Consider the following 22,035-nt stretch of genomic DNA (forward strand, 5'->3'; position numbering starts at 1 on the left):
ACACCGCTGCCGGCCGGACGCCGCTGCCGGTCAGCCGATGCTGCCGGTCAGGCGCTGCTGCTCTCCTCCACCGTGATCCGTCCACCGTGCCCCAGGTCGACGGGTCCGACCCCGGCCCGCCGGGCGAGTGCGACGGCGGCGAGTGTGGAGTGGACGCCGAGCTTGCCCAGCACGTTCTGCATGTGGGTGCGCACGGTGTGCGGGGAGAGGAAAAGCCGTTCGGCGACGGCTTTCCGGCCCAGCCCGGCGACCATGCACCGCAGGACTTCCCGCTCCCGGGGCGTCAGCGACTCGACGAGCCGCTCGCTCTCGGTGCGGTGCTTGCGGGCGGCGGTCAGCTCGCGCAGCACACCGGTGAGCAGGGCGGCCGGGAGGTGCGTCTCGTCGCGCAGCACGCCCCGTATGACGGTCAGCAGCCGCGACAGCGAGCAGTCCTTGGCGACCCACCCGGAGGCACCCGCCTGCAGAGCGAGGGCGGCCCTACGAGGGTCGTCCTTCTCGGCGAGGACGATGATCCGTACGTGCGGATGTCCCGTACGGACGCCCGCGACCAGCGAGATGCCGTCGACCAGCCCCTCCGTGTTGCCCTCCTGCACGGGCACCGCCGGACGCGCCCCGGGCACGTTGCCGCCCAGGTCGGAGTCGACGAGCAGGACGTCGAACCGGCGGCCCTCGGCCACCGCGCGCTCCAGACTGCGCAGCGCGGCGGGACCGCTGCCGGCGGCGGAGACGTCGACGTCGGGCTCCGCGGCCAGTGCGGCGGCGAGCGACTCGGCGAAGATGCGATGGTCGTCGACGACCAGGACTCGGATGCGAACCACTGAAACCCCCTTCCCCGAGCTCCTCAAGAGCTGGGGACACCCAATCGTCGGGGGGACAACTCGTGCGGACACGACGCCCGGAGCAGTCCCCGGCTGTTGCTTCTGGCCTGGGACGGGGCTGTCGCAGTCACCGACGCACGGCCGCCGCCGTGCGATGACTGCTACCCCCACTCCGGGTGTCGAACCCGACTGTCTCGCCCCCTGATCAGCACCGGCCCCCACCGATGCTGTTCATCAGGGTACGGCCGGGAGGCAGGAGCGGAAGGTAATTCGCAGAACTGATTGGCCAGCGCGTTTATGGTGTGCCGCATGTTTCGTATTGAGACAGAAGTCGACAAGGAATGGCTCTCCGTGCTCCGGTCGCGGTTGCGCGACGCGAACACGGCGGCCTCGCCCGTCCTGCGTGCCCTGCGCGGCACCCCTGCGGAGCGCGAACTCCCGCTCCACGTATGGGCCTTGGACGAGGGCGGAAGCCTGGCCGGCGGCCTGGTCGGCCACACCTGGACGACCTGGCTGCACGTGGCGTACCTCTGGGTCGACACCCCGCACCGGGGCAGCGGCCTGGGCTCCCGCCTCCTCGCGGAAGCGGAGCGCACGGCACACGAGGAGCGCGCGTGCACCGACGCACGCCTGGAGACCTGGGACTTCCAGGCACCGGACTTCTACCGCAAACAGGGGTACGAGGTGGTGTGCGTCATCCCGGACTATCCACCGGGGGTCACGGAGTACACGCTGACGAAGCGGTTGCTGCCGAAGATCTCCTGAGGCACCCACCTCGGGCCTTTACGCCGGTCTCAGGCAAGACCAAGGTAAGTCTCAGGTAAGAGTTCTAACGTGCCGCCCCATGAGCATCCTGCGGAAGCTGAACTCCAAGCTTGCCGAGACGACCGGCTACCAGGTCCGCCGGGTTCCCGCGCCCAAGCCCGGCACGACCGCGAGGCCCGCCGCCCTGGACGCCGTACCGAAGCCGCGTTCTCCGCGGCCGGCCCGGCTTCCGGCCGCGCCCCGCCACCCCGTGGACCCGGAGTTCGACCGGCTCCTGGACCGCCCGGTCTTCGTGCTGGCCCCCGTGCGCTCGGGTTCGACGCTGCTGCGCATGATGCTGGGCGCCCACTCCGAACTGCACGCCTCGCACGAGCTGCATCTGACGGGCCTGGAGGTCTACTTCAAGTCGGGCAGCCCCACGGAGCGCTCCTTCGAGGCGCTCGGCCTCGGCTACGAGGACCTGGAGGGCCTGCTCTGGGACCGCGCCCTGCACCGGGAACTCGTCAAGTCGGGCAAGCCGTTCATCGTGGAGAAGACCCCGGGCAACACCTTCCAGTGGCAGCGCATCGCCGAGAACTGGCCCGACGCCCGGTTCGTCTTCCTGCGCCGCCACCCGGCCGCGGTGTCCCGCTCCTGGCACGAGGCGGTCCCCGACCGCACCCGCGAGGAGGCGGCGACCCGGGTCCTCCGGTACATGGAGGCGATGGAGGAGGCCCACGCGAAGCTCGGCGGCCACATCCTCACGTACGAGAACCTCACCGCCGACCCCGCCACCGAACTCCGCGCCCTCTGCGACTTCCTGGACCTGGACTGGCAGCCCGGCATGCTGGAGTACGGCAGCAGCCTGGAGGGCGCGGTCCTGGGCGGCGGCTTCGGCGACTGGAACGACAAGATCCGTTCGGGCAAGGTCCAGCCGGACCGGCCGGCTCCGGCGGCTGACGAGATACCCGAAGTGCTGCGGGAGATGTGCCGGACGTGGGCGTATCTGTAGGGAGGTATCTGTGGGGAGATGTCTGTCGGGGCGGGGAGGCCGGGCAAGGGTCAGCCGAATGCCTTGCGGTTGTGCACGAGCAGCTCGCGCAGGGCGGGGCCGGGCGTTCTCCTCCAGATCAGGGCCAGCAGCGCCGGTGTCTCGACGTCGTCGATGGTGCGGGCGGTGAGGCGGTCGCGGTGGTCCGCGGCCATCGATTCGCTGAGGACAGCGACGCCGAGCCCACGGGCGGCGAGGTCGGCGATGGCATCCGCGGAGCTGGCCTGCAGCGCGATGACGGGGTGGACGCCCTGGGCGGCGCAGGCACGGTCGAACACCGCACGCAGGCCCGTGCCGGGTGGCATGCAGACGACGGGGTGGGCGGTCAGATCGCGCAGCGCGACCCGCCGCCCCTGTTCTGCCAGGGGATGCCCGGCCGGAACCGCCACGACGAGACGCTCACTGACGATCGTCAACGCGTCCAGCCCGTCGGGGGTGGCGGTCGCGGTACCGATGAGAGCCAGGTCTACGGCGCCGGTGCGCACGCCCTCGACGAGCCGGTCGGAGTTGTCCTCCAGCAGGGAGATCTCCACACCGGGATGGGCCCGGTGAAACGCGGCGAGGGCGTCGAAGAGCGGCGTGACAGTGCAGCCGATGACCATCCCGACCGTGAGCCGGCCCCGGATCAGGTCGGTCACCTCACCCACCGCCTGTCCGACCGTCCCGGCTGCGGCGAGCGCGGCGCGGGCGGGTCCGAGCGCGGCCTTTCCCGCGACGGTGAGGGTGGCGGTGCGCGTCGACCGGTCGAACAGCTCGGCGCCGAGTTCATGTTCCAGCCGGCGGATCTGGGCGCTGACGCCGGACTGACTGATGTGCACCCGCTCGGCGGCCCTGGTGAAGTTCCGCTCTTCGGCGACCGCGACGAAGTACTCCAGCTGCCTCAGTTCCATGACTGCTGATTCTAGTTTCCAGAAGAACCATCTGTTGGACTTCTGACGGGCGGCCGCCCAGGCTGGAAAGCAGCCCGAAGCCCTACGAACCGCCAGGAGGCAACCGTGCCGGAGTACGAGAAGGCCATGCGGCCCGAGGACATCACCCGCCTGTTCGTCGAACGGTCCAACGCCGGTGACGCGGCCGGGGTCGCCGCACTCTACGAAGAGGACGCGGTGATGGCCTACCCGCCCGGCGACCGGACGGTGGGCCGGGAGTCGATCCGCGCACTGTGGGAGAAGGTGCTGGCCAACCGTCCCCGCTTCGAACCGGAACAGCCGCTGCCGACACTGGTCAGCGGGGACATCGCGCTCACCTCGACCCCGCCGAAGGACGGAACCGGCGCCCGGGCCCAGGTCGTCCGCCGTCAGCCCGACGGAAGCTGGCTGCGGCTGCTGGACCAGCCGGAGTTCGCGTCGCCCACGCGCTGACCCGTCACTCAACTGTCCACTTCAACAGGTCACTTCGGGCGGAAGCGTGGGCGCCGGGGGCACAGCCCCCAGGTCCGGCCCCCGCACAAACCGACAACCGCTACCGACCAACCGTCACCGAACCCGCCGCGCCCCCGCCGAAGGAACCGCCGCGAACACTCGAGGCGCCGCGTACCCGGCCGCGCCGAACGCCTCCTCCACCGCCTTGCCCACCCGGTCCGCGTCCTCCGCCTCGACCAGGACGATCGCCGAGCCGCCGAAGCCGCCGCCCGTCATGCGGGCGCCGAGGGCGCCGGAGCCGACCGCGGACTCGACGACCAGGTCGAGCTCCGGGCAGGACACCTGGAAGTCGTCGCGGAGGGAGGCGTGGCCCTCGGTCAGGATCGGGCCGATCGCGCGGGTGTCGCCGCCCGACTTCAGCAACTCCACCACCCTCTCGACTCGGTGGTCCTCCGTCACCACATGGCGTACCAGGCGCTGGACCTCTTCATCGTCGGCCAGCCGGGTCAGGGCCGCGTCCAGGTCCTCGTACGCCACATCCCGCAGCGCGTTCACGTCGAGCAGTTCCGCGCCCCGTTCGCAGCCCGCCCGGCGCTTGCCGTACTCGCCCTCGCTGTGGGAGTGCTTGACCTGGGTGTCGACGACGAGGAGGCGCATGCCTTCGGCCGCCAGGTCGAAGGGGATCTGGTCCTGGGAGAGGTCCCGGGTGTCCAGGAAGAGGGCGTGGCCCCGCGTGCAGCACGCCGAGGCCGTCTGGTCCATGATGCCGGTCGGAGCGCCCACGTACACGTTCTCCGCGCGCTGGCACAGGCGGGCCAACTGCCAGCGTTCCAGGCCGAGTTCGTACAGGTCGTTCAGGGCCAGGGCGACCACGACCTCCAGGGCCGCCGACGACGACAGGCCCGCGCCCGTCGGTACCGTCGAGGTGAGGTGGATGTCCGCGCCGGACGACACGGCCGTGTGGCCCGCGTCCTGGAGTGCCCAGATCACGCCCGCCGGGTACGCCGTCCAGTTCTTGTCCGACTCGGGCGTCAACTCCCCTGCCCGCAGCTCGGTGACGCCACCCTCCACGTCCGACGAGTGCAGGCGTACGACGCCGTCCGTGCGGCGGGAGACCGCTGCCACCGCCGTGTGCGGGAGGGCGAAGGGCATGACGAAACCGTCGTTGTAGTCGGTGTGCTCGCCGATCAGGTTGACCCGGCCCGGCGCCGCCCACACTCCCTCCGGCGCAGACCCGTACAGCCCCTCGAACGCCTCGGCGACATCCACAGTCGACATGCCCTCTACCTCTGACCTTTCGTTTCGTACGTTCCAGGCCTGCCAGGCCTTACTGCCTGCTGCTACCTGCCGCTGTCTGCTGCCTGTTACTTGCTGTGCCGCTGTGCGAACTCCCACGCGTCCGCGACGATTCCGGCCAGGTCGGACCGGGTCGGGTTCCAGCCGAGGCGGGTCCGGGCGCGGTCGGCGGAGGCGACCAGGACCGCGGGGTCGCCGCCCCTGCGCGGGGCCACCACCTCCGGGATCGGGTGCCCGGTGACCCGGCGTACCGTCTCGACGACCTCGCGGACCGAGAAGCCCTCGCCGTTGCCGAGGTTGCAGATCAGGTGTTCGCCCGCGGTCGCGGACGCGAGGGCCAGCAGGTGGGCGTCCGCCAGGTCCGCGACGTGGATGTAGTCCCGTACGCAGGTGCCGTCGGGGGTCGGGTAGTCCTCGCCGTAGACCGAGATCGCGTCCCGCTTGCCCTGGGCGACCTGGAGGACGAGGGGGATCAGGTGGGACTCGGGGTCGTGGCGCTCGCCCTGGGTGGCGTACGCGCCGGCGACGTTGAAGTAGCGGAGGGAGACCGCGGCGAGGCCGTGGGCCGTCGCCTCGCTCGTGATCATGTGGTCGACGGCCAGCTTCGAGGCGCCGTAGGGGTTCGTCGGGGAGGTGCGGGCCGTCTCGACGATCGGGGTCGTCTCCGGCTCGCCGTATGTCGCGGCGGTCGAGGAGAAGACCAGCTTGCGTACGCCGGCCTCGCGCATCGCCGTGAGCAGCGCCATCGAGCCGCCGACGTTGTTGTCCCAGTACTTCTCGGGCTTGACGACAGACTCGCCGACCTGGGAGGAGGCGGCGAAGTGGAGCACCCCGTCGAAGGAGGCGTCCAGCCACTTGGCGGCGTCCTTGATGTCGCCCTCCACGAACGTGGCACCCGCCGGGACGCCCTCCCGGAAGCCCGTCGAGAGGTTGTCGAGGACGACGACCTCGTGGCCGGCCTCCAGCAGATGCTGGGCGACCACCCCGCCGACATAGCCCGCACCACCGGTGACCAGGTACTTACCGCTCATGAACTCGCTACCTCTCGCAGTCGCTGGGCCGCGGATTCCGGCTGGATGTCGTTGATGAACACGCTCATCCCCGACTCGGAGCCCGCGAGGAACTTCAGCTTGCCGGAAGTACGTCGAATGGTGAAAAGCTCGAGGTGGAGCCCGAAGTCGTCGCGGTTGACGCCCTCGAACTCCTCCAGGGTGCCGAACGGCGCCTGGTGCCAGCCCGCGATGTACGGCGTCGGCGGTTCCCCTTCGCCTTCTTTCCCTCCATCCCGCCCGTCGAAGATCCGGTCGAAGCGCCTCAAGAGTTCCAGGTAGACCTTGGGGAACTCTGTGCGGGCGTCCTCGTCGAGAGCGAGGAGGTCCGGCACGCGGCGACGGGGGTACAGGTGCACCTCGTACGGCCAGTGGGCGGCGTACGGCACGAAGGCCACCCAGTGGTCGGTGGCCAGCACGAGGCGCTCGCCCGCCAGTTCCTTCTCCACGATCGAGTCGAAGAGGTTCTCGCCGCCCGTCGCCTCCTTGTGCGCGGCCACCGAGCGGAGCATCAGGGCCGTGCGGGGGGTGGTGAAGGGGTACGCGTAGATCTGGCCGTGCGGATGGCCGAGGGTGACGCCGATCTCGGCGCCGCGGTTCTCGAAGCAGAACACCTGCTCGACGGCGGGGAGGTGCGACAGCTCCGCCGTCCGGTCGGTCCACGCGTCCAGGACCAGTCGCGTCTGCTCCTCGGTGAGGTCGGCGAAGGACGAGTTGTGGTCGGAGGTGAAGCAGACCACCTCGCAGCGTCCGGAGTCGCCGGCCAGGGAGGGGAAGCGGTTCTCGAAGACGACCACGTCGTACGACGAGTCCGGGATCTCGCTCAGCCGGTCGCCCTCGGTCGGGCAGAGGGGGCACTCGTCGGCCGGGGGGTGGTAGATGCGGCCCTGGCGGTGCGAGGCGATCGCCACCTCGTCGCCGAGCAGCGGGTCCCGGCGTACCTGCGACGTCGTGACCGTGCGCTCCAGGGGGCGCCGGTCCACCGCGTCGCGCACTGTGTCGTCGCGCAGGTCGTAGTAGATGAGCTCACGACCGTCGGCGAGCCTCGTCGAGGTCTTCTTCACGCCGGATTCTCCATCCGTACCCAAAACCTAGCTTCAAACAGAACCGAACACATCAAATCATAAATCCACAACCGTCGGTATGGCTAGACGAGCCGTGAGCGGAGTCCGTGACACGCGAGCGGAGCCGGAGTTCACGGGAACTCCGGCTCCGCGGTCTGGAAGGTCAGGTACCTCTTGAGGTCAGAAGTCCGGTTGGAGAGGCTGGGGAGATGCGGGAGGTGAGTGCAGATGCACCGGACCCGCCCGGTCCAGCAGTCCCGTGCGGGCCGCCAGGGCCGCCGCCTCCAGCCTGGACCCCACCCCCAGCTTCATCAGCACCCGCTGCACATGGGTGCGGGCCGTGCTGGGCGCGATCCCCATGCCGGCCGCGATCAGCCGCGTGTCCTCGCCGTCGGCGACCCGGACCAGGACCTCGACCTCTCTCGGTGTGAGCATCTGGAGGAGGCGCTGGCCCTCGTCGTCGGGCTGGTCGACGGGGTTGAGCAGTTCGCTGAACGCGCCCTGGAGCAGCGCCGGAGCGACCGCCGCCTCGCCCGCCCTGGCCTTCATGATGGCGCGCTCGACACCCTCTATGCGCTCGTCGTGGCGTACGTACCCGGAAGCTCCCGCGGCGAAGGCGGCGGCGATGCCGCGCGGGCTGGGCACCGGGCCCAGCACCACGACCGCCACCTGCGGGCGCTCGCGCTTGATCCGCACCACCGGGTCGAACATGCCCGGCTCGGCCGGTGTCGCCGTGCCCAGCAGGCACACCTCCGGCGCGCGCGTGATCACCAGTTCCGCCGCGCCCGCGGTGGGCGCCGCCGCGGCGAGCACGCGGTGCCCGCGCAGCTTCAACGCCGAGGCAAGCGCCTCGGCGAGCAGTCGGTGGTCGTCGACCACCATCAGCCGCACTCCCATCGAGCCACCCCCCAGTCCCCCCAATGGTTGTCCCTTCTGGATGTCCACTGGTCACCACGGACGGGAGCCCCCCGGCTCCCCCCGCTTCCCATGCCCCCGGAAGCTACACGCTTGTTCGACGTTGCGCTTCCCCTACTGGAGAGAAGTGCCCCGGATCGCCGAAAATCCTCTCATTCGAGGTTGATGAGTAGTACGTGCACGCCCCCACCCCTGAGCAGGGAGGCAAGTGGGCTCAGCTCGTGCCGTACGCGATCGCCAGGTAGTCCGACGCCCCGGGGGTGGAGGGCTTGTCGGCGAAGACCTGCGACATGTAGAGGCGGCCGTCGGCGTAGATGAGCTCGGCGGACTCGGGCTGCATGTCGAACTCGACCTCGCGCACCGCCTTCGTCGCCGGGTTCTCCATCAGCTTCGTCTGCGCGAAGGAGCCGCCGTCGATGCTGACGACCTGGCCGCCCTTGTCGTAGGGCGGGCTCTTGTACGCGATCACGTTGCCGTCGTCCATGGTCAGCGGGGAGATCGTGTAGCCGTCGCCCGCGTCCGCCCGCTGACCGTCCAGCTTGCCGGTGGCGAGGTCGAAGGCGACGATCTCGTTGGTCTTGCTGTACTCGCCGGTGCCGTCGTGGCTCTCGGTCGGGAGGTAGAGCCGGTCGTTGCCGACGACCACTTTGGTGCAGTACTCGATCTTGGTGATGCCCTCGCACTTGGCGGCGTACTTGTCGCCGGGCGCCGAGATCTTCGTACGCAGCTGTCCCGTCTTGTTGTCGATGGAGAAGAAGTCCGAGATGCCGCTGCCGTCGCCCGCCGAGTAGTTGACGTCGGCTGCCACGACGAGCGGGTTCGTCGACACGATGCTGGCGCTCTCGATGCCCTTGGCCATCGCGTACTCGGAGAGCACCTTCCCGGAGACCGGGTCGATGGTCTGGATCTTCAGCTGCCGGGATCCGTACGCACCGCACTTACGCACCGCGACCAGCTTCTCGCCGCCGCCGTAGCCCGCGTCGTAGCAGGTGTCGGTCGGCTTCGGGGCCCACAGGACCTTGCCGCTGATGTCGAAGGCGGCGCCGCCGTTGGTGCTGCCGACGGCGACCGTGTTCGCGCTGACCGTCACGTTGTTGAGGGTGATCGCCTGGTCGCCGGACTTGACCGTCCGCGTCCACAGCTCCTTGCCCGCGTCGAGGTCGATGGCCGCGACCTGGCTACAGCCGTGCGAGGGCTTGTCCTTGGTCGGCATGGCGGGCTCGTACACGATCGCCGTCCGGTGGTCGGCGGTGGTGTGCCGGCTCGCCTCGCACACCGGGCCGGGCAGCGGGACCGTCCAGAGCTTGGTGCCCTTCACGGGGTCGTACCCGACGATCTCGGCGAAGCCGCTCTTGGCGTACACCGTGTCGGTGAGCCACGACCCGTCGACGGTGGCGCTGTTCCCGTCGGCGCCGATGGCGGGCTGAGGGAGCTGGAAGAGGACCTTGGAGGCGGTGTTCGCGGGCGCCTTGTCCGCGCCACTGCCACCACCCGTACCACCGCTGTCGCCGGTTCCCCCGGTGGTGCCGGCGGTGCTGTTCTTGTCGCCGCTCTTCGCGTCGGCCCGGCCGTCCTTGGTGGAGGAGTACCAGACACCGCCGCCGATGATCAGCGCGATCGCGGCGACGGCGGAGACGATGATGACCGCCTGCGCGTTCAACTTCCCTTTGGGGGTGGGTGGTTGAGGCGGACCCGGGGGTGGATAGGCGGGCTGCGGCTGCTGCGGATAGCCGTAGGCGGGAGAACCGTACGGGGGCTGCTGGGCGTACGGGTTCGGGCCGCCCTGGGGATAGCCGTAGCCGGGCGGGGGCTGGTTGGGCGGGGGCGGGGGCGGCGGCTGGGTCATGACGTGGGTACCTCGGGAGCGGATAGAGGAAAGAAAGGAGAAAGGGGGAGAGTGAGAGTGCGAGGGAGAGGGCGGCTCACTTGCCGAAAGCGAGCATCAGCTTCTCCTTCTGCTCGTCACTGCCGCTCAGCCGGGTGGTGGAGAGGTAGAAGCGGCCGTCGACCCAGTCGTACGCCTTGGAGTAGAAGCCGTTCTCGACGTCGGCGGCTGCCTCCGGGTTCTTCAGCAGCGTCGTCGGGGTGTGGCTGCTGCCGGTGAGGGGGATCGACACGACCTGGCCGCCGGCGTCGTACGACGGTTCGACGTAGGCGATGAGCGAGCCGCTCTCGATCTTCAGCGGCAGCATCGATTCGTCGGCCGGGGACTTGGTGCGCCACTTCTCCTTGCCGGTGGCCAGGTCGATCGCGACGATCTCGTTGGCAGCGCTCGTCGCCTCGGTCGGCAGATAGAGGGTCTCCGCGTCGGCGGCGACGCCCTGGCAGCCCTGGAGGGCGCGTTCGAGGATCGCCCAGCCGCACACGGGTGCGAAGGACTCGTCGACGGCGACCTCGGAACGGAAGCTGCCGTCGGCCTTGAGCGTGGAGATGTTCCACGACTTCTTGTCCGCGTTGGTGAGATAGAGGACGACAGGATCGACGGAGTACGTACGCCCGACCGCCCAGCCCTTCGGAATGGGCCGGGTCCAGCGGGCCGCACCGGTCTTCGGGTCCAGTTCCTGCACCTCGTCGTGCTCGGTGGAGGTGGAGGCCCCGCAGGACGACACGACGATCAGCTTGGCGCCGCCCGCGAAGGCGGCGGGGAAGCAGGCGGCCCCGTACTTCACCTTGTCGAACAGTTTGGCGCCGGTGTTCAGGTCGTACGCCGTGCCGGACTGTGAGCGTCCGACCATCAGGGTCGTCCCGGTGAGCGTCAGTTCGACGCTCAGCGCGCTGTCGAACAGCGCCCCGTCGGCGACCTCGCCGCTCCAGCCCTTCGCGCCCGTGTTCAGGTCGAGCACCTGGAGCTTGTTGCACTTGGCGCGCTCACTGGCGCCGCTCATGTAGGCGACCACGATCTTGTCGTCGGCCGACTTCTGCGGAGTGACGGCACAGATCTTCTGCGGGAAGGTGATCGGCCCCCAGGCCGTGTCCCCGTTCCCGACGCGGAACGCGAACACCTCCTTGTACGCCGTCTTCACGGCCACCTTGTCGGTGATCCACATGCCGTCGGCGTCGGCACCGGAGGCGGGCGCGTCCGGCGCCTCCTTGTACCAGAGCACCTTCGACTCCCCGGCCTGGCGCCCCTCGTTGAGGTTGTCGGGGTCCGCGCCGGCGGTACCGCCGCTCCCGCCGCTGCCCTCACCGGCGTCGGCGGGGCCGGAGGCGGGCACGGAGAGTTCCGGGTCGGCCTGACTGCCACCGGCCGCGGGCTTTTCGTCGTCGCCACCGCCGCTGGTCACGGCGTACACCGTGCCCCCGATGACGAGCAGCGCGGCGACGGCCGCCCCGAGCAGCATCGCGGGCCGCCCCTTGAAGGGGCCGCGGGAACCGCCGCCGGGCGGGAACTGCGGCGGGGGGACGGGGGCGCCGGGGAACTGAGGGGACTGCTGGCCGGGATAGCCGTAGCCGGGGGTGGGCGCCGCCCCGTACGCCGGGGGGTACTGGGCGTAGGGGCCCGACTGGGCACCGTACGGGCCCGGTTGGGTGTAGGGGCCGGGCTGCTGCGGATGGCCGTAGCCCGGCTGGGGGGTGGGCGGGGCCGGTGGCAGGGGTGGCGGAGCCCCGTACGGCGATCCCTGCGGCACCCCCTGCGGTACTCCTTGCGGTACTTGTGGAGTTTCCGGCGGTGGGCCGAAGCCGCCCGGGGGCGGCCCCTGGGGCGGTTGGCTGGGCGGCTGGGTCATCAGCGCTTTCCCCCTTCAGCTGATTTTTAGCCACGCCCCGAAATACGCGAACGGTGCGCGGACGCACGCGGATGGGCACTCAGGGAGTTTCAGAGGGCTCTTTCTACCACTCCGTGGCCGCCCCTCACCGGACTGTATCCGCCCCTGCCCACCTCTGTTCCCAAGGGCGAACAGGCCCGTGATGCCGCCGTTATGCGCGTTCACCCGCTCTTCACGCCATGTCTGCGAGTTTCACGGTTCGTCCGCCCTCGGCTGTGCGACGGCTATGCCTCGTCCGCGAGTTCCAGCCAGCGCATTTCCAACTCGTCGCGTTCGCCGATGAGTTCGCGCAGTTCGGCGTCGAGTTCGGCGACCTTACCGAAGTCGGTGGCGTTGTCGGCGATCTGGGCGTGCAGCTTGGTCTCGCGATCGGACATCTTGCCCAACTGCCGCTCGATCTTCTGGAGTTCCTTCTTGGCGGCACGGGTGTCGGCGGCGTTCTTCTCGGTGACGGCCTTGGCGGCGGGCACCGGTACGGCGGCTGCGGCGACCTGCTCCATCCGCTTGCGCCGCTCCAGGTACTCGTCGATGCCGCGCGGCAGCATGCGCAGGGTGGCGTCGCCGAGAAGGGCGAAGACGCGGTCGGTGGTCCGCTCGATGAAGAACCGGTCGTGGGAGATGACGACCATGGAGCCGGGCCAGCTGTCGAGGAGGTCCTCGAGCTGGGTGAGGGTCTCGATGTCGAGGTCGTTGGTGGGCTCGTCGAGGAAGAGGACGTTGGGCTCGTCCATGAGGAGACGCAGGATCTGCAGCCTGCGCCGCTCACCACCGCTCAGGTCCCCGACCGGGGTCCACTGCTTCTCCTTCCCGAACCCGAACGTCTCGCACAGCTGCCCGGCGGTCAGCTCACGCCCCTTGCCGAGGTCGACGCGGTCGCGGATCTGCTGCACGGCCTCCAGCACCCGCAGGTTCGGGTCGAGCTCGGCGACCTCCTGGGAGAGATAGGCCAGCTTGACGGTCTTGCCCACGGCGACCCGTCCAGCGACGGGCTGTGTCTCGCCCCCGCTGCGGGAGGCGTCGGCCATGGCACGCAGGAGGGAGGTCTTGCCGGCGCCGTTCACCCCGACGAGCCCGATGCGGTCGCCGGGGCCGAGCTGCCAGGTGAGGTGCTTGAGGAGCACCTTGGGCCCGGCCTGCACGGTCACGTCCTCGAGGTCGAACACGGTCTTGCCGAGCCGGGTCGAGGCGAACTTCATCAGCTCGCTGCTGTCCCGGGGCGGCGGCACGTCGGCGATCAGCTCGTTGGCGGCCTCGACACGGAAGCGCGGCTTCGACGTACGGGCGGGCGCCCCGCGCCGCAGCCAGGCCAGCTCCTTGCGGACGAGGTTCTGCCGCTTGACCTCTTCGGTGGCGGCGATGCGCTCGCGTTCGGCGCGGGCGAAGACGTAGTCGGTGTAGCCGCCCTCGTACTCGTACACATCGCCCTTCTGCACGTCCCACATGCTGGTGCAGACCTGGTCGAGGAACCACCGGTCGTGGGTGACGCAGACGAGCGCGGAGCGGCGCTCGCGCAGATGCCGGGCGAGCCAGGAGATGCCCTCGACGTCGAGGTGGTTGGTGGGCTCGTCGAGAACGATCAGGTCGGGATCGTCGATGAGCAGCTTGGCGAGCGCGATCCGGCGCCGCTCACCACCGGAGAGGGGCGCGATGACGGTGTCGAGGCCCTGCGGGAACCCGGGCAGGTCGAGTCCGCCGAACAACCCGGTGAGTACGTCCCTGATCTTGGAGTTTCCGGCCCACTCGTGGTCCGCCATGTCCCGGATGACCTCGTGGCGGACGGTGGCGGTGGGGTCGAGGGAGTCGTGCTGGGTGAGGACGCCCAGGCGCAGTCCGCCGGAGTGGGTGACACGCCCGGTGTCGGCCTCCTCCAGCTTGGCGAGCATCCGGATGAGGGTGGTCTTGCCGTCGCCATTACGACCCACGACCCCGATCCGGTCCCCCTCGGACACCCCGAGCGAGATCCCGTCGAGCAGGGCACGGGTCCCGTACACCTTGCTGACGTTCTCGACATTGACGAGGTTGACGGCCATTTTGCTCCTGAGGTGGGGTGGGTCGACCTTCCAGAGTAATGGGCGGGGTGGGTTTGGTTGGCGGGCGGATTCGCGGGGCGGGTGAAACGGCACCGTGTAGGCGCCCGCGCAGGCGAGGAGGAATAATCACCGGCATGGCAGCGCAGTCCTTCTCCGGTTCCTCGCCCTCCACGGCCGACGTGCTGCGGGCGCGCTACGCGTACCGGCTCCCGGACGCCATCGAAGACCTCGCCGGTCCGACACACGGCCAGGTTCCGCTGCCCCTCCACATCGCCTGGTCAGGCTTGCGCAGCTACGATCTGGACCGGCCCCGGCAGCGTATGAGCCTGTACCGCACCGTCCTGGCCGAAGGACAGCGGGATGATGTGGCGGCCTTCCTCCACCGCGATCTGCTGATCGAGCAGTGGCCGGTCCTGCGCACCCTCATCAGCCGGCACATCCGTACGGTGTGGGAAGAACACTTCCCTGAACTCGTGCGCCGGACAGGACCAACTTCGGCGTGAACCTCAGCGACCTCCACCGTCGACTCCTCGCCGATGTCCTTTCCATCGGCACTCCTTATCCGTTGGTCATTACCGGCGGATACGCCGTCCAGGCTCACGGGCTCGTCGACCGGCTCAGCCAGGACATCGACGTCGCGACCGAGAACCCTGCGCCTATGGCCGCCATTGCGGAGGACCTTCAGCGGGGCCTGGCGGACCGAGGGTGGAGGGTCACCGTCATCAGCGTCGACCCGCTTTCCGCTCGACTCCTGGTGGCCAGTCCGGACACGGGCGAGGACTGTGAAGTGGACGTCCTGAAGGAGAACTTCTGGGCGTCACCCGAGTTGACCGAACACGGACCGGTGCTCGCCTTCGACGACGTCATCGGGACCAAGGTCCGTGCGTTGGCCGACCGTGGTGCCGTCAGAGACCTCATCGACGTCCATGCCGCCGCGGACAGCCGCACCCTTCAAGATCTCGAACGACTCGGCGAGCGGCACGGTCGCGGCGAGTTCCGTCTCCAGGACCTCCGTGAGCGCCTCGGCGGTGCGGAGTGGTTCGACGACGACGAGTTCGCCGCCTACGGCCTCACCCCGGACGAGACCGAAGCGCTCAGGATCTGGGCCCAGCTGTGGGTGAGCGACCTCGATCAGCGGCTGACCGGGGCGACAGAGGACCACGAGGGCTGACAGCGGTCCGGGCTGCCGTTGTCACACCGGCGGAGCGTGGGTCAACGCAGATCGAGAATCATGGCGTCGTACAGGGGCGAGTCCGCTGCCGGCTTCAGTTCGCCGACCTTGCGGTACCCCCAACTCGCGTACAGCACACGGACCTTGAAGTGGGACCGCTCCACGGTCAGCGCGGCTCGTTCTTCCGGCCGTCGGCTCATCAGCTCGTCGTGGATGCCACGGGCGATGCCCTGCCCGCGCCACGGTACGCGCACCATGATCTCGAACAGCCCGAAGGTGCGGGAACCGTCCTCCCGGATCAGCTCGGGGTCCATCGGAGTCTGTACGCCGTTCCACCAGCCGCCGCGCCTGACGGTGGCTCCGTAGGCGTAACCGACCGGGTCGCCGTTCACCTCGCCGAGTACACAGGTCCAGCCGGGCGCGGATGCGTGGCCGGTCAGTCGCTCGTCGAAGCGTTCCACGGAGAAGAAGGGGTCGGCGGCGATCTCCTTCGCGTAGACCTCGGCGTACACGTCCAGCAGTGTCTGTCTGATCCGGGGCAGGTGGTCCTGCTGGTAGGTGCTGAGTGTGAGTACGTCCGTCATGCCGTCGCCTCCCGGTAGTGATCCGCGAACTCTGTGGCCCCGGGCACCCTCATCTGGAGCACGTTGTGCCCGAAGACGCTCAGGTGCGTGTTCCAACGAGGCGTACGGACTTCGGGGAGGAGGCTCAGCGCCTGGTGGCCCACGGAAATCGCCTCGTCATGCTCGCCTCCGGCGAGGAGGCACTCCGCCAGGTGAACGCGGTCGGAGAACCGGTTGCGCCGGAATGCCGTGCCCCTGAGGTCCGACGCCTGGCGGCGCAGTTCCACCGCCAGGTCGTACGCGCCCAGTTGGTCCTGGCAGAGCGCCCCTTGCGCCAGCACCTCGGCAGGGCCGACGAACGACAGCCACGGCTGGGCGTCCGCTTCCGTACGGTCGATCTCCTGTTCCGCGCGGTGGAGGGACTGGAAGGAGCGTGTGGCCTCCCCGACTGCCGCCAGGCCGAGCGCGACACGGGTATGCAGGAGCGCGGAGAGGTATGCCTCTCTTCGGCCCCGGGTGGCGTCGAGCGCCGCACGTGCGATGGCGACGGCCTCACTGCCGTGCCCGAGGTCGACCGCCTGTCGGGACATGTAGGACCAGACGCGGGCCTGGAGCAGGGGGTCACGCGCCAGGAGGGCGTAGCGCAGGCCCGTGTCCCACCAGCGGCGGGCGCCTTCGTGCCGTGCGGAGTCGTAGCAGAACCAGCCGGCTACGGCGCACATGTTGCCGAGCGTGCGGTGCAACTCGGTCTGGATACGACCGCCGTAGCTGCACTGCCGCATGGTGCGCTCGATGTGCCCGATGTAGTGCGCGGACACCCCCGCGAGCTGCTCGCTGCCGTATTGGTCGTCGAGACGCAGCAGTTGCGTCTCGGTGGCGTGGATGTGCTCGATGTCCTTCACGCCCAGGCGACCCGACTCGGGGAGCACGGGCAGAGCGACAAGGCTTCCGAGGCCGATGACGAACTTGCGGCGCAGCACGGGCGGATCCTGGGACGGTACGGAGACGGACTCCCGCACCGTAACCCGCACACGGCCTGTCACGGGAGGCCTGAATCCCAGTTCCTCCACTGGACGGCGAAAGACCGCCTCCAGCAGGCCGCGGGTACCGGTTCGCGGCCAGGTGGTCTTCCCGCTCAGCCAGTAACCGACAAGACGGGCACCGCAGTTGCCGGGCCCGCCCGACTCCCGTTCAGCCGCGTTGTTGACGGCCTCCGCGAGGCCCTCTCTGGTGAACCCGTACTCGGCCATGAGGCGCCGGAGCGTGTGGTTCGGCTGGAGTTGACGGTCCATCGGCTTTCCCCCACCGGAAGATCCCAGCGTAACCACGTGATGACGATTCGTGAGCGGGAGACGAAGTTTCCCTCTCCTCTGAAGTCACCCGCGCCGAAGTTGCCTTTCGCGAAGAGCCGCCGGGAGGCGACGGTATGGGACATCAACGACCCCGGCGCCGCTGTCACGGCCCGGGGCGCGGCCGACTGGAACGGAGCCGACATGCCGTGTGTATCACGCTTACTCGAATGGGTGAGAGCGTTTCTGTCCGGGTCGAGTACGACCGACGGCCCCACCCTCGCAGCCCTCAACACCCCTGCGCCGGAGGCCGATCCACGTTCGGCAGGGCCTCGCACCTCGCCGCAGATGTGGGCCGCGATCCTTGCCAACGCGCGCCGCCGCCGAGCACCCTGGCTGTGGCCGCCCGCCGTACCGCCCGCTTTCGCGGCGCACATGGACTCGGGTGACATCGTACGCGCCTACGTCGTCCACCTTGAGGAACGCCAACCCGCCTATAGGGAACCGAAGTTCGCGGAGGTGCTCCAGTGAGCGACGGGAGAGCGGACACGGCCGCACTAAAGCCCGAAGACCCCACGCTGCTCGCCTACCGACTCTGGTTCGAGCACGCACGCAAGTGCGACCACTGCAAGCGTATGAGCAAGGCATCGGACGGCTGCGACGACGGACGGGCGCTGTGGGGCACGTACCGCCTCGCGTGTATCGGACGGCCCGAGCCGAAGAAGGAGTCGTCGTGACCTGGAAGATCGAGCGCACCCCCGGTCGCCCCCTGCACCGCACCGACGACGATCATCTGGCCCTCCCCCTGCGCCTGACCCGCGACGGCGACCACCCGGCCGACGCCGAACTGACCCTCACGCCCGCCGAGGCCGAGCACCTCCACGCCGCCCTCTGCCGCGCCCTCGACGCTCACCCGGCGCCGCCGTCCGGGCCGGACCGCCGCCGGTCCGTCCAGGTATCGCCCAGCGCGGCGTGCATCGTGGGGCGCGCGTAGAGGCGTAGATCCACGCCGGCATCCGCGTAGGTACCCGTACATGATCTCATCGCGCCCGGAGCCGAGTCCCCCAACAGGCCTCCGGAGAAGACCTGTTGGGGGCACGTCGGCCCGGCGTTCCTCACTTCACCAGATGCCGCACTTCGGAGACGACGAACTCGCCGTAGTGCAGTGCCGATCCCAGCGCCGCCAGCCGCTCGTAATTCTCCGGCGAGAGCGCGGCGCCGGACGGGGTACCCGACGCGGTGCCGAGCTGGGCCATCGCCCGCAGCAACAGCCGGAACGCCAGGTCCGGGGTGCAGTGACGGACACACTCGGCCAACGCCCGCCCGACGCCCTCCGGTACGACGCGGTCCTCACCGATCTCGGCGAGGACCGCGTCGGCCAGCTCCACGCCGTCCCACTCGCCGGGGACGGCGGCGGGGACGGCGGCGGGGACGGCGGCCTGCGCGCGCCGGGTCAGCCAGGCGTCGCACAGATCGGTGAGCGTCTCCATCCACCGCGTTCCCGAGGTGACGCCGGTCCGTCCCCCGGAGAAGAAGGACGGCCCGACCGCCGTGCCGGCCAGCCACAGCGCCTCGATCGTCTCCGAGGGAAGGCACAGTAGAAGCCGAGCGTCCCGCCGGACGGCGAGCACGCTCTCCGGGTCCAGTTCGTCCCAGAGGTGGTACCCGACCGCGTCGGCGGCCGTGGGCCCGTGATGACTCCAATCCTCGTGGAACATGCTCATCAGCCATGTCACACCGAAGTCGGACTCGTCGGCACTTCGCACTGACCGTCACCTCCTGCGGTGGGGACCAGATCGGGAACGCCGTGCGAGGGCTCTTCCTGTGCGGCCGTACGGGGAGAGCCCTCGCGCCGTACTTCTAGTCGTCGGCCACCAGGAATTTGACGTCCTCCACCAGGAACTCGCCGTAGTGGAGCGCCGATCCGATGGTCTCCAGCCTCTTGTACTGGTCCTCGGACAACGACGCACCGGGGGTGTCCACGGCCACCTTGAACAGCACCCGCAACGCCAGGTCCGGGGTGCAGTGGTGAGCGCAGTCGACGAGCGCCTGGCGTACCTCGGCGGTCAGGAACCCCATCCCCTCGATCTCGGCGACAACCGTGTCCCGGTGGGTGAGGCCGTCCTCCGTGTCGGCGCCGGTGAGTGGGCGTACCCCACTCTGTTCGGACAGCCAGGTGTCACACACACCGACGACTGTCCGCGTCCACTCTGCTCCCGTGGTCCGCGCGAAACTCGGACCGTACTGCGACCCGGCCGTCCACAGCACCTCCAGCGTCTCCGACGGAAGGCTGTCGAGGAGCGTCCGGGCATCGCGGCGCACGGCCAGTGCGTACTCAGCGGCCCCTTCCGGCAGGTGTTGCGCGACGAGCTCGGCTTCGGTATCCGCCTCATACGTGCAGTCCTGATGGAAGAAGCCCATCACCCACGAAACGCCGAAGTCGAACTCGGTGAAACGTTGCACAGCTGGTCACCTTCCTACTTCGGGTAGCAGGTCTGCACGTAGTAGCCCTGGGGGTGTTTCGGCTGACCCTTCACCCGAGGCACTCTGACGAGCTTGATGAAGTAGCCGTTGCCCGCGGCCGTGGGGGCGGCTCGGCCGCTGTCGTAGTAGACCGTGCCGAGGGATGTGTTCCGCCCGAAGGTACCCGTCCACGTCAGTTCGTTGGTGCGTCCCGCCATCCACGTGCGGATCCTGCTCGCGTTGCCGGCCAGGGCGTAGTCGACGACCTGCTGCGCGGTCTGCTGGTCGATGAACACGCTGTTGGGCCTGTCCGTGCCGAACTTGAGCGTCTTGGCATGCGCCAGGGCCTCTGCCTCCGCCCTGTTGGGCCACACGTGTTCCTTCAGAGTGTGCGCCTGGTCGGGGAACGACACGTGGTCCAGTTCCAGGTCGTTGCAGTTGTGGACCAGGACCGGGGTGCTGCCCGCCACCGCGTAGAAGGTGTGCAGCCCGGACACGGTCAGGTCGTACACCGTGCGCGGCGCCGTGTCGTCGCGGTCGAGCGCCGCGGCCACCGTGCGGAGGCTTCCGCCGGGGGTGCGCAGGCTGTCGCCGGCACGCAGGTCGGACGCGAGGGTCCAGCCGCGACCGGTGACGTAGAACTTGTGCCCCGAGGTGCTCGTCAGGCTTCCACCGTCCGTCAGGGTGACGTCCAGCAGGTCGCTGGAGGGGTGCGAGAAGGTACGGGTGACCGGCTCGCCCCGGGTGCTCCCGGTGTCGGGGTCGGTGGCCAGGAGCAGGTCGCCGAACCGTACGTCACGGATGGCCTTGCGACTGCCGTCCGCGAGGACGACCTGGGTGCCGCCGGGGAAACTGTTGCGGACACAGGCGGTACGTGCCTCCTCGTAGGTCCGCACGCTCTGCTCGACCCCGGCCATCGCCTTGGCGTCGACCTTCAGCGCCCGCAGCGCCTTCATGGCGTCGGCGACGCCGATCCCGGTGCGCATGGCGGCGTCCACGGCGCGGATCGCATCGGTGATCTTCGCGATCGGTCCGCCGAGCGGAAGCCAGGTGGCTGCCCAGGCGCAGTCGCCGTAGCTCCCTCCGTCATCACTTCGGGTGGCCTTGTGGTAGCAGCCGGTGAAGTCGCCGATGATCGACTCGTAGAGGCCCTTCCACAGCGCCTTGGTCGCCTCCCAGGAGGAGATGTTGACCGTCTTGGTCAGATCCTTGAACGTCTCCGTCTTCAGGAAGAGCGTGTCCTCGGCCGGGCAGCCCGACTCGGTCGCCGGCACGTCCGGGTTGACGCACAGGTAGTAGCTGACGACCGCGTCGAAGGGCACCTCGTACACCAGGTCACAGGGCAGTCGGGAGCAGTCGTCCGCCAGCCGCTGCGGGTCACCCCGCTGCTTGATGTCGTCGATGACGGAGAACACACCCCCGACCCCGGTCCCCGCGCCCGCCTGGACCTGGCTGTTGGCGTCGTTCTGTGCGGCCTGGTCGGCGGCCTGCTGTGCGGACTCCGCGTACTTCTGGGCGTCCTTCGCCGCCTGCTCCGCCGCCGTCGCCTCGACGTCGGCGCGGTCGGCCGCCGCACGGGCGTCCTTGGCTGCCTGTTCGGCCTCGGCGGCGGCGCCGCGGGCGGCATCGGCGTCGAGCGCGGCCTGGTCGGCGGAAGCGCGGGCGTCGGCCGCGTAGCCCTCGGCGCGGCCCGCCGCCTTGTCGGCGGCATCGGCGTCCACGGTGGCCTGGCGGTCGTACTCGACGGCACGGGCCAGTGAGGCCTGCGCGTCCGCCGCGTACTTGGCCGCCTCGGCGGCGTAACCCAGCGCCTCCTGGGCCGACCTGCGGGCGTTCGCGGAGAACACGGCGGCCTCGGCGGCCAGCGTGTACGCCGCCTTGGCGTCACCGGTCGCCGCGTCCGCCAGGCTCTGTGCCTGGGCCGCGTTCTTCTGGGCGTTGGCGGCGTGCGCCGCGGCGACCGCCTGCTGCTGTTCGGCGATGGTCTTCGACGACTGACCGGCCAGCACCGCGAGGCCGGCGGCCGAGTCGGTGGTGGCGTACGGCGAGCCGAGCTGGATCGCGTCGTTCGCTGGGGCGGCCACCTGCTGCGCCGCGTTGCCCGCGTCCTCCGCCGCCTGGGCGGTGGTGTAGGCGTAGCCGGCCGCGTCGGCCGAGCCCTTGACCGCCTTGGCGGCCTCGGCCTTCGCCGCGTCGGCCTGCTTCATGGCGTCGGCGGCGTGCTGCTCGGCCTCGTCCGCCAGCTTGACCGCGGTACGGGCAGCGGAAGAGGCGGTCTGGGAGGCCGTGATGGCGTCGGCGGCGGCGCTGGTGGCCGTACGGACGGCGGCGTCCGCTCTCAGCTTGGCGGCCTGGGCGGCGTCGGCGTCGGAGCGGGCCCGTGTGGCGGCGGCCTCCGCGCGCGTGGCGGCGGCGTCCGCGGCGGCGGCGGCCTGCCCGGCCGCGTCCGCC

At 69.8% G+C, this 22,035-nt stretch carries 22 protein-coding genes; 8 read left to right on the forward strand and 14 right to left on the reverse strand.

Annotation, left to right across the window (positions count from 1 at the left end):
• Positions 1-47: 47 nt before the first annotated feature.
• The gene (locus tag G3I71_RS28385; protein WP_164318746.1) at positions 48-821 is read right to left on the reverse strand and encodes a response regulator transcription factor; all 774 of its coding nucleotides are present in this window, start codon (positions 819-821) and stop codon (positions 48-50) included.
• A 297-nt stretch (positions 822-1,118) separates the two neighbouring features.
• Between G3I71_RS28385 and G3I71_RS28390 the strand changes: the two genes are divergently transcribed.
• Both G3I71_RS28390 and G3I71_RS28395 read left to right on the forward strand, forming a co-directional pair.
• Positions 1,119-1,586: a GNAT family N-acetyltransferase gene (locus G3I71_RS28390; protein ID WP_203731644.1), complete on the forward strand. Its 468-nt coding sequence runs from the start codon at positions 1,119-1,121 to the stop codon at positions 1,584-1,586.
• A gap of 79 nt (positions 1,587-1,665) precedes the next feature.
• On the forward strand, positions 1,666-2,577 hold the full coding sequence (locus tag G3I71_RS28395) for a sulfotransferase (protein ID WP_164318750.1): 912 nt from the start codon (positions 1,666-1,668) through the stop codon (positions 2,575-2,577).
• A 50-nt stretch (positions 2,578-2,627) separates the two neighbouring features.
• Here G3I71_RS28395 and G3I71_RS28400 read toward each other — a convergent pair whose 3' ends face one another.
• Complete coding sequence (locus G3I71_RS28400) at positions 2,628-3,506, reverse strand: LysR family transcriptional regulator (protein WP_164318752.1); 879 nt, start codon at positions 3,504-3,506, stop codon at positions 2,628-2,630.
• Between the two features lie 105 nt (positions 3,507-3,611).
• Here G3I71_RS28400 and G3I71_RS28405 point away from each other — a divergent pair, with 105 nt between their 5' ends.
• Entirely contained in the window at positions 3,612-3,977 is a 366-nt protein-coding gene (locus tag G3I71_RS28405) for a nuclear transport factor 2 family protein (protein WP_164318754.1), read from the forward strand.
• Between the two features lie 114 nt (positions 3,978-4,091).
• Here G3I71_RS28405 and galK read toward each other — a convergent pair whose 3' ends face one another.
• The 7 genes from galK to G3I71_RS28440 form a co-directional block, all read right to left on the reverse strand.
• Entirely contained in the window at positions 4,092-5,255 is a 1,164-nt protein-coding gene (galK, locus tag G3I71_RS28410; RefSeq protein WP_164318756.1) for a galactokinase, read from the reverse strand.
• An 86-nt stretch (positions 5,256-5,341) separates the two neighbouring features.
• Complete coding sequence (gene galE / locus G3I71_RS28415; protein ID WP_164318758.1) at positions 5,342-6,304, reverse strand: UDP-glucose 4-epimerase GalE; 963 nt, start codon at positions 6,302-6,304, stop codon at positions 5,342-5,344.
• The gene (galT, locus tag G3I71_RS28420) at positions 6,301-7,386 is read right to left on the reverse strand and encodes a galactose-1-phosphate uridylyltransferase (RefSeq protein ID WP_164318760.1); all 1,086 of its coding nucleotides are present in this window, start codon (positions 7,384-7,386) and stop codon (positions 6,301-6,303) included. The genes galE and galT overlap by 4 nt, the downstream gene beginning before the upstream one ends.
• Positions 7,387-7,566: 180 nt before the next feature.
• The gene (locus G3I71_RS28425) at positions 7,567-8,283 is read right to left on the reverse strand and encodes a LuxR C-terminal-related transcriptional regulator (protein WP_164318762.1); all 717 of its coding nucleotides are present in this window, start codon (positions 8,281-8,283) and stop codon (positions 7,567-7,569) included.
• A 232-nt stretch (positions 8,284-8,515) separates the two neighbouring features.
• Positions 8,516-10,147 carry a PQQ-binding-like beta-propeller repeat protein gene (locus G3I71_RS28430; protein ID WP_164318764.1) on the reverse strand — a complete coding sequence of 544 codons (1,632 nt, stop codon included), beginning with the start codon at positions 10,145-10,147 and terminating at the stop codon, positions 8,516-8,518.
• Between the two features lie 76 nt (positions 10,148-10,223).
• The gene (locus tag G3I71_RS28435; protein ID WP_164318766.1) at positions 10,224-12,029 is read right to left on the reverse strand and encodes a PQQ-binding-like beta-propeller repeat protein; all 1,806 of its coding nucleotides are present in this window, start codon (positions 12,027-12,029) and stop codon (positions 10,224-10,226) included.
• A 263-nt stretch (positions 12,030-12,292) separates the two neighbouring features.
• Positions 12,293-14,098 carry an ABC-F family ATP-binding cassette domain-containing protein gene (locus G3I71_RS28440; protein WP_164318768.1) on the reverse strand — a complete coding sequence of 602 codons (1,806 nt, stop codon included), beginning with the start codon at positions 14,096-14,098 and terminating at the stop codon, positions 12,293-12,295.
• Between the two features lie 134 nt (positions 14,099-14,232).
• Here G3I71_RS28440 and G3I71_RS28445 point away from each other — a divergent pair, with 134 nt between their 5' ends.
• Both G3I71_RS28445 and G3I71_RS28450 read left to right on the forward strand, forming a co-directional pair.
• Positions 14,233-14,601 (forward strand): hypothetical protein, encoded by a 369-nt coding sequence (locus G3I71_RS28445; protein WP_164318770.1) that lies wholly within the window; start codon positions 14,233-14,235, stop codon positions 14,599-14,601.
• Positions 14,598-15,269, forward strand: a complete 672-nt coding sequence (locus G3I71_RS28450) for a nucleotidyl transferase AbiEii/AbiGii toxin family protein (protein ID WP_164318772.1) — start codon at positions 14,598-14,600, stop codon at positions 15,267-15,269. The genes G3I71_RS28445 and G3I71_RS28450 overlap by 4 nt, the downstream gene beginning before the upstream one ends.
• A 41-nt stretch (positions 15,270-15,310) precedes the next feature.
• Here G3I71_RS28450 and G3I71_RS28455 read toward each other — a convergent pair whose 3' ends face one another.
• Together G3I71_RS28455 and G3I71_RS28460 are read right to left on the reverse strand one after the other, a co-directional pair.
• Positions 15,311-15,853: a GNAT family N-acetyltransferase gene (locus tag G3I71_RS28455; protein WP_239149397.1), complete on the reverse strand. Its 543-nt coding sequence runs from the start codon at positions 15,851-15,853 to the stop codon at positions 15,311-15,313.
• Positions 15,850-17,124, reverse strand: a complete 1,275-nt coding sequence (locus G3I71_RS28460; protein WP_164318774.1) for a hypothetical protein — start codon at positions 17,122-17,124, stop codon at positions 15,850-15,852. Before G3I71_RS28460 ends, G3I71_RS28455 begins: the two co-directional genes overlap by 4 nt.
• 231 nt (positions 17,125-17,355) lie before the next feature.
• Between G3I71_RS28460 and G3I71_RS51380 the strand changes: the two genes are divergently transcribed.
• Genes G3I71_RS51380 through G3I71_RS28475 form a run of 3 tightly spaced genes read left to right on the forward strand, consistent with a single transcriptional unit; the run spans position 17,356 to position 18,115 of the window.
• Positions 17,356-17,652, forward strand: a complete 297-nt coding sequence (locus G3I71_RS51380; RefSeq protein ID WP_239149398.1) for a hypothetical protein — start codon at positions 17,356-17,358, stop codon at positions 17,650-17,652.
• On the forward strand, positions 17,649-17,858 hold the full coding sequence (locus G3I71_RS28470; protein WP_164318776.1) for a hypothetical protein: 210 nt from the start codon (positions 17,649-17,651) through the stop codon (positions 17,856-17,858). The genes G3I71_RS51380 and G3I71_RS28470 overlap by 4 nt, the downstream gene beginning before the upstream one ends.
• The gene (locus G3I71_RS28475; protein ID WP_164318778.1) at positions 17,855-18,115 is read left to right on the forward strand and encodes a hypothetical protein; all 261 of its coding nucleotides are present in this window, start codon (positions 17,855-17,857) and stop codon (positions 18,113-18,115) included. The genes G3I71_RS28470 and G3I71_RS28475 overlap by 4 nt, the downstream gene beginning before the upstream one ends.
• 121 nt (positions 18,116-18,236) lie before the next feature.
• Here G3I71_RS28475 and G3I71_RS28480 read toward each other — a convergent pair whose 3' ends face one another.
• The 3 genes from G3I71_RS28480 to G3I71_RS28490 form a co-directional block, all read right to left on the reverse strand.
• On the reverse strand, positions 18,237-18,887 hold the full coding sequence (locus tag G3I71_RS28480) for a hypothetical protein (protein ID WP_343243104.1): 651 nt from the start codon (positions 18,885-18,887) through the stop codon (positions 18,237-18,239).
• A 94-nt stretch (positions 18,888-18,981) separates the two neighbouring features.
• Positions 18,982-19,584 (reverse strand): hypothetical protein, encoded by a 603-nt coding sequence (locus tag G3I71_RS28485; protein ID WP_164318780.1) that lies wholly within the window; start codon positions 19,582-19,584, stop codon positions 18,982-18,984.
• Positions 19,585-19,598: 14 nt separating this feature from the next.
• Positions 19,599-22,035: polymorphic toxin-type HINT domain-containing protein (locus G3I71_RS28490; protein ID WP_275409276.1), on the reverse strand; the 2,437-nt coding region annotated here is incomplete at its 5' end.

Source organism: Streptomyces sp. SID12501 (assembly GCF_010550245.1).
GTDB lineage: Bacteria > Actinomycetota > Actinomycetes > Streptomycetales > Streptomycetaceae > Streptomyces.

What these genes read in the sequence shown, in the direction of transcription:
- G3I71_RS28390 (WP_203731644.1), top strand. Translation starts at nt 1,119, where the DNA reads ATGGTGTGCCGCATGTTTCGTATTGAGACAGAAGTCGACAAGGAATGG.
- G3I71_RS28395 (WP_164318750.1), top strand. Translation starts at nt 1,666, where the DNA reads ATGAGCATCCTGCGGAAGCTGAACTCCAAGCTTGCCGAGACGACCGGC.
- G3I71_RS28400 (WP_164318752.1), bottom strand. Translation starts at nt 3,506, where the DNA reads ATGGAACTGAGGCAGCTGGAGTACTTCGTCGCGGTCGCCGAAGAGCGG.
- galK (WP_164318756.1), bottom strand. Translation starts at nt 5,255, where the DNA reads ATGTCGACTGTGGATGTCGCCGAGGCGTTCGAGGGGCTGTACGGGTCT.
- galE (WP_164318758.1), bottom strand. Translation starts at nt 6,304, where the DNA reads ATGAGCGGTAAGTACCTGGTCACCGGTGGTGCGGGCTATGTCGGCGGG.
- G3I71_RS28425 (WP_164318762.1), bottom strand. Translation starts at nt 8,283, where the DNA reads ATGGGAGTGCGGCTGATGGTGGTCGACGACCACCGACTGCTCGCCGAG.
- G3I71_RS28430 (WP_164318764.1), bottom strand. Translation starts at nt 10,147, where the DNA reads ATGACCCAGCCGCCGCCCCCGCCCCCGCCCAACCAGCCCCCGCCCGGC.
- G3I71_RS28435 (WP_164318766.1), bottom strand. Translation starts at nt 12,029, where the DNA reads ATGACCCAGCCGCCCAGCCAACCGCCCCAGGGGCCGCCCCCGGGCGGC.
- G3I71_RS28440 (WP_164318768.1), bottom strand. Translation starts at nt 14,098, where the DNA reads ATGGCCGTCAACCTCGTCAATGTCGAGAACGTCAGCAAGGTGTACGGG.
- G3I71_RS28445 (WP_164318770.1), top strand. Translation starts at nt 14,233, where the DNA reads ATGGCAGCGCAGTCCTTCTCCGGTTCCTCGCCCTCCACGGCCGACGTG.
- G3I71_RS28455 (WP_239149397.1), bottom strand. Translation starts at nt 15,853, where the DNA reads ATGACGGACGTACTCACACTCAGCACCTACCAGCAGGACCACCTGCCC.
- G3I71_RS28460 (WP_164318774.1), bottom strand. Translation starts at nt 17,124, where the DNA reads ATGGACCGTCAACTCCAGCCGAACCACACGCTCCGGCGCCTCATGGCC.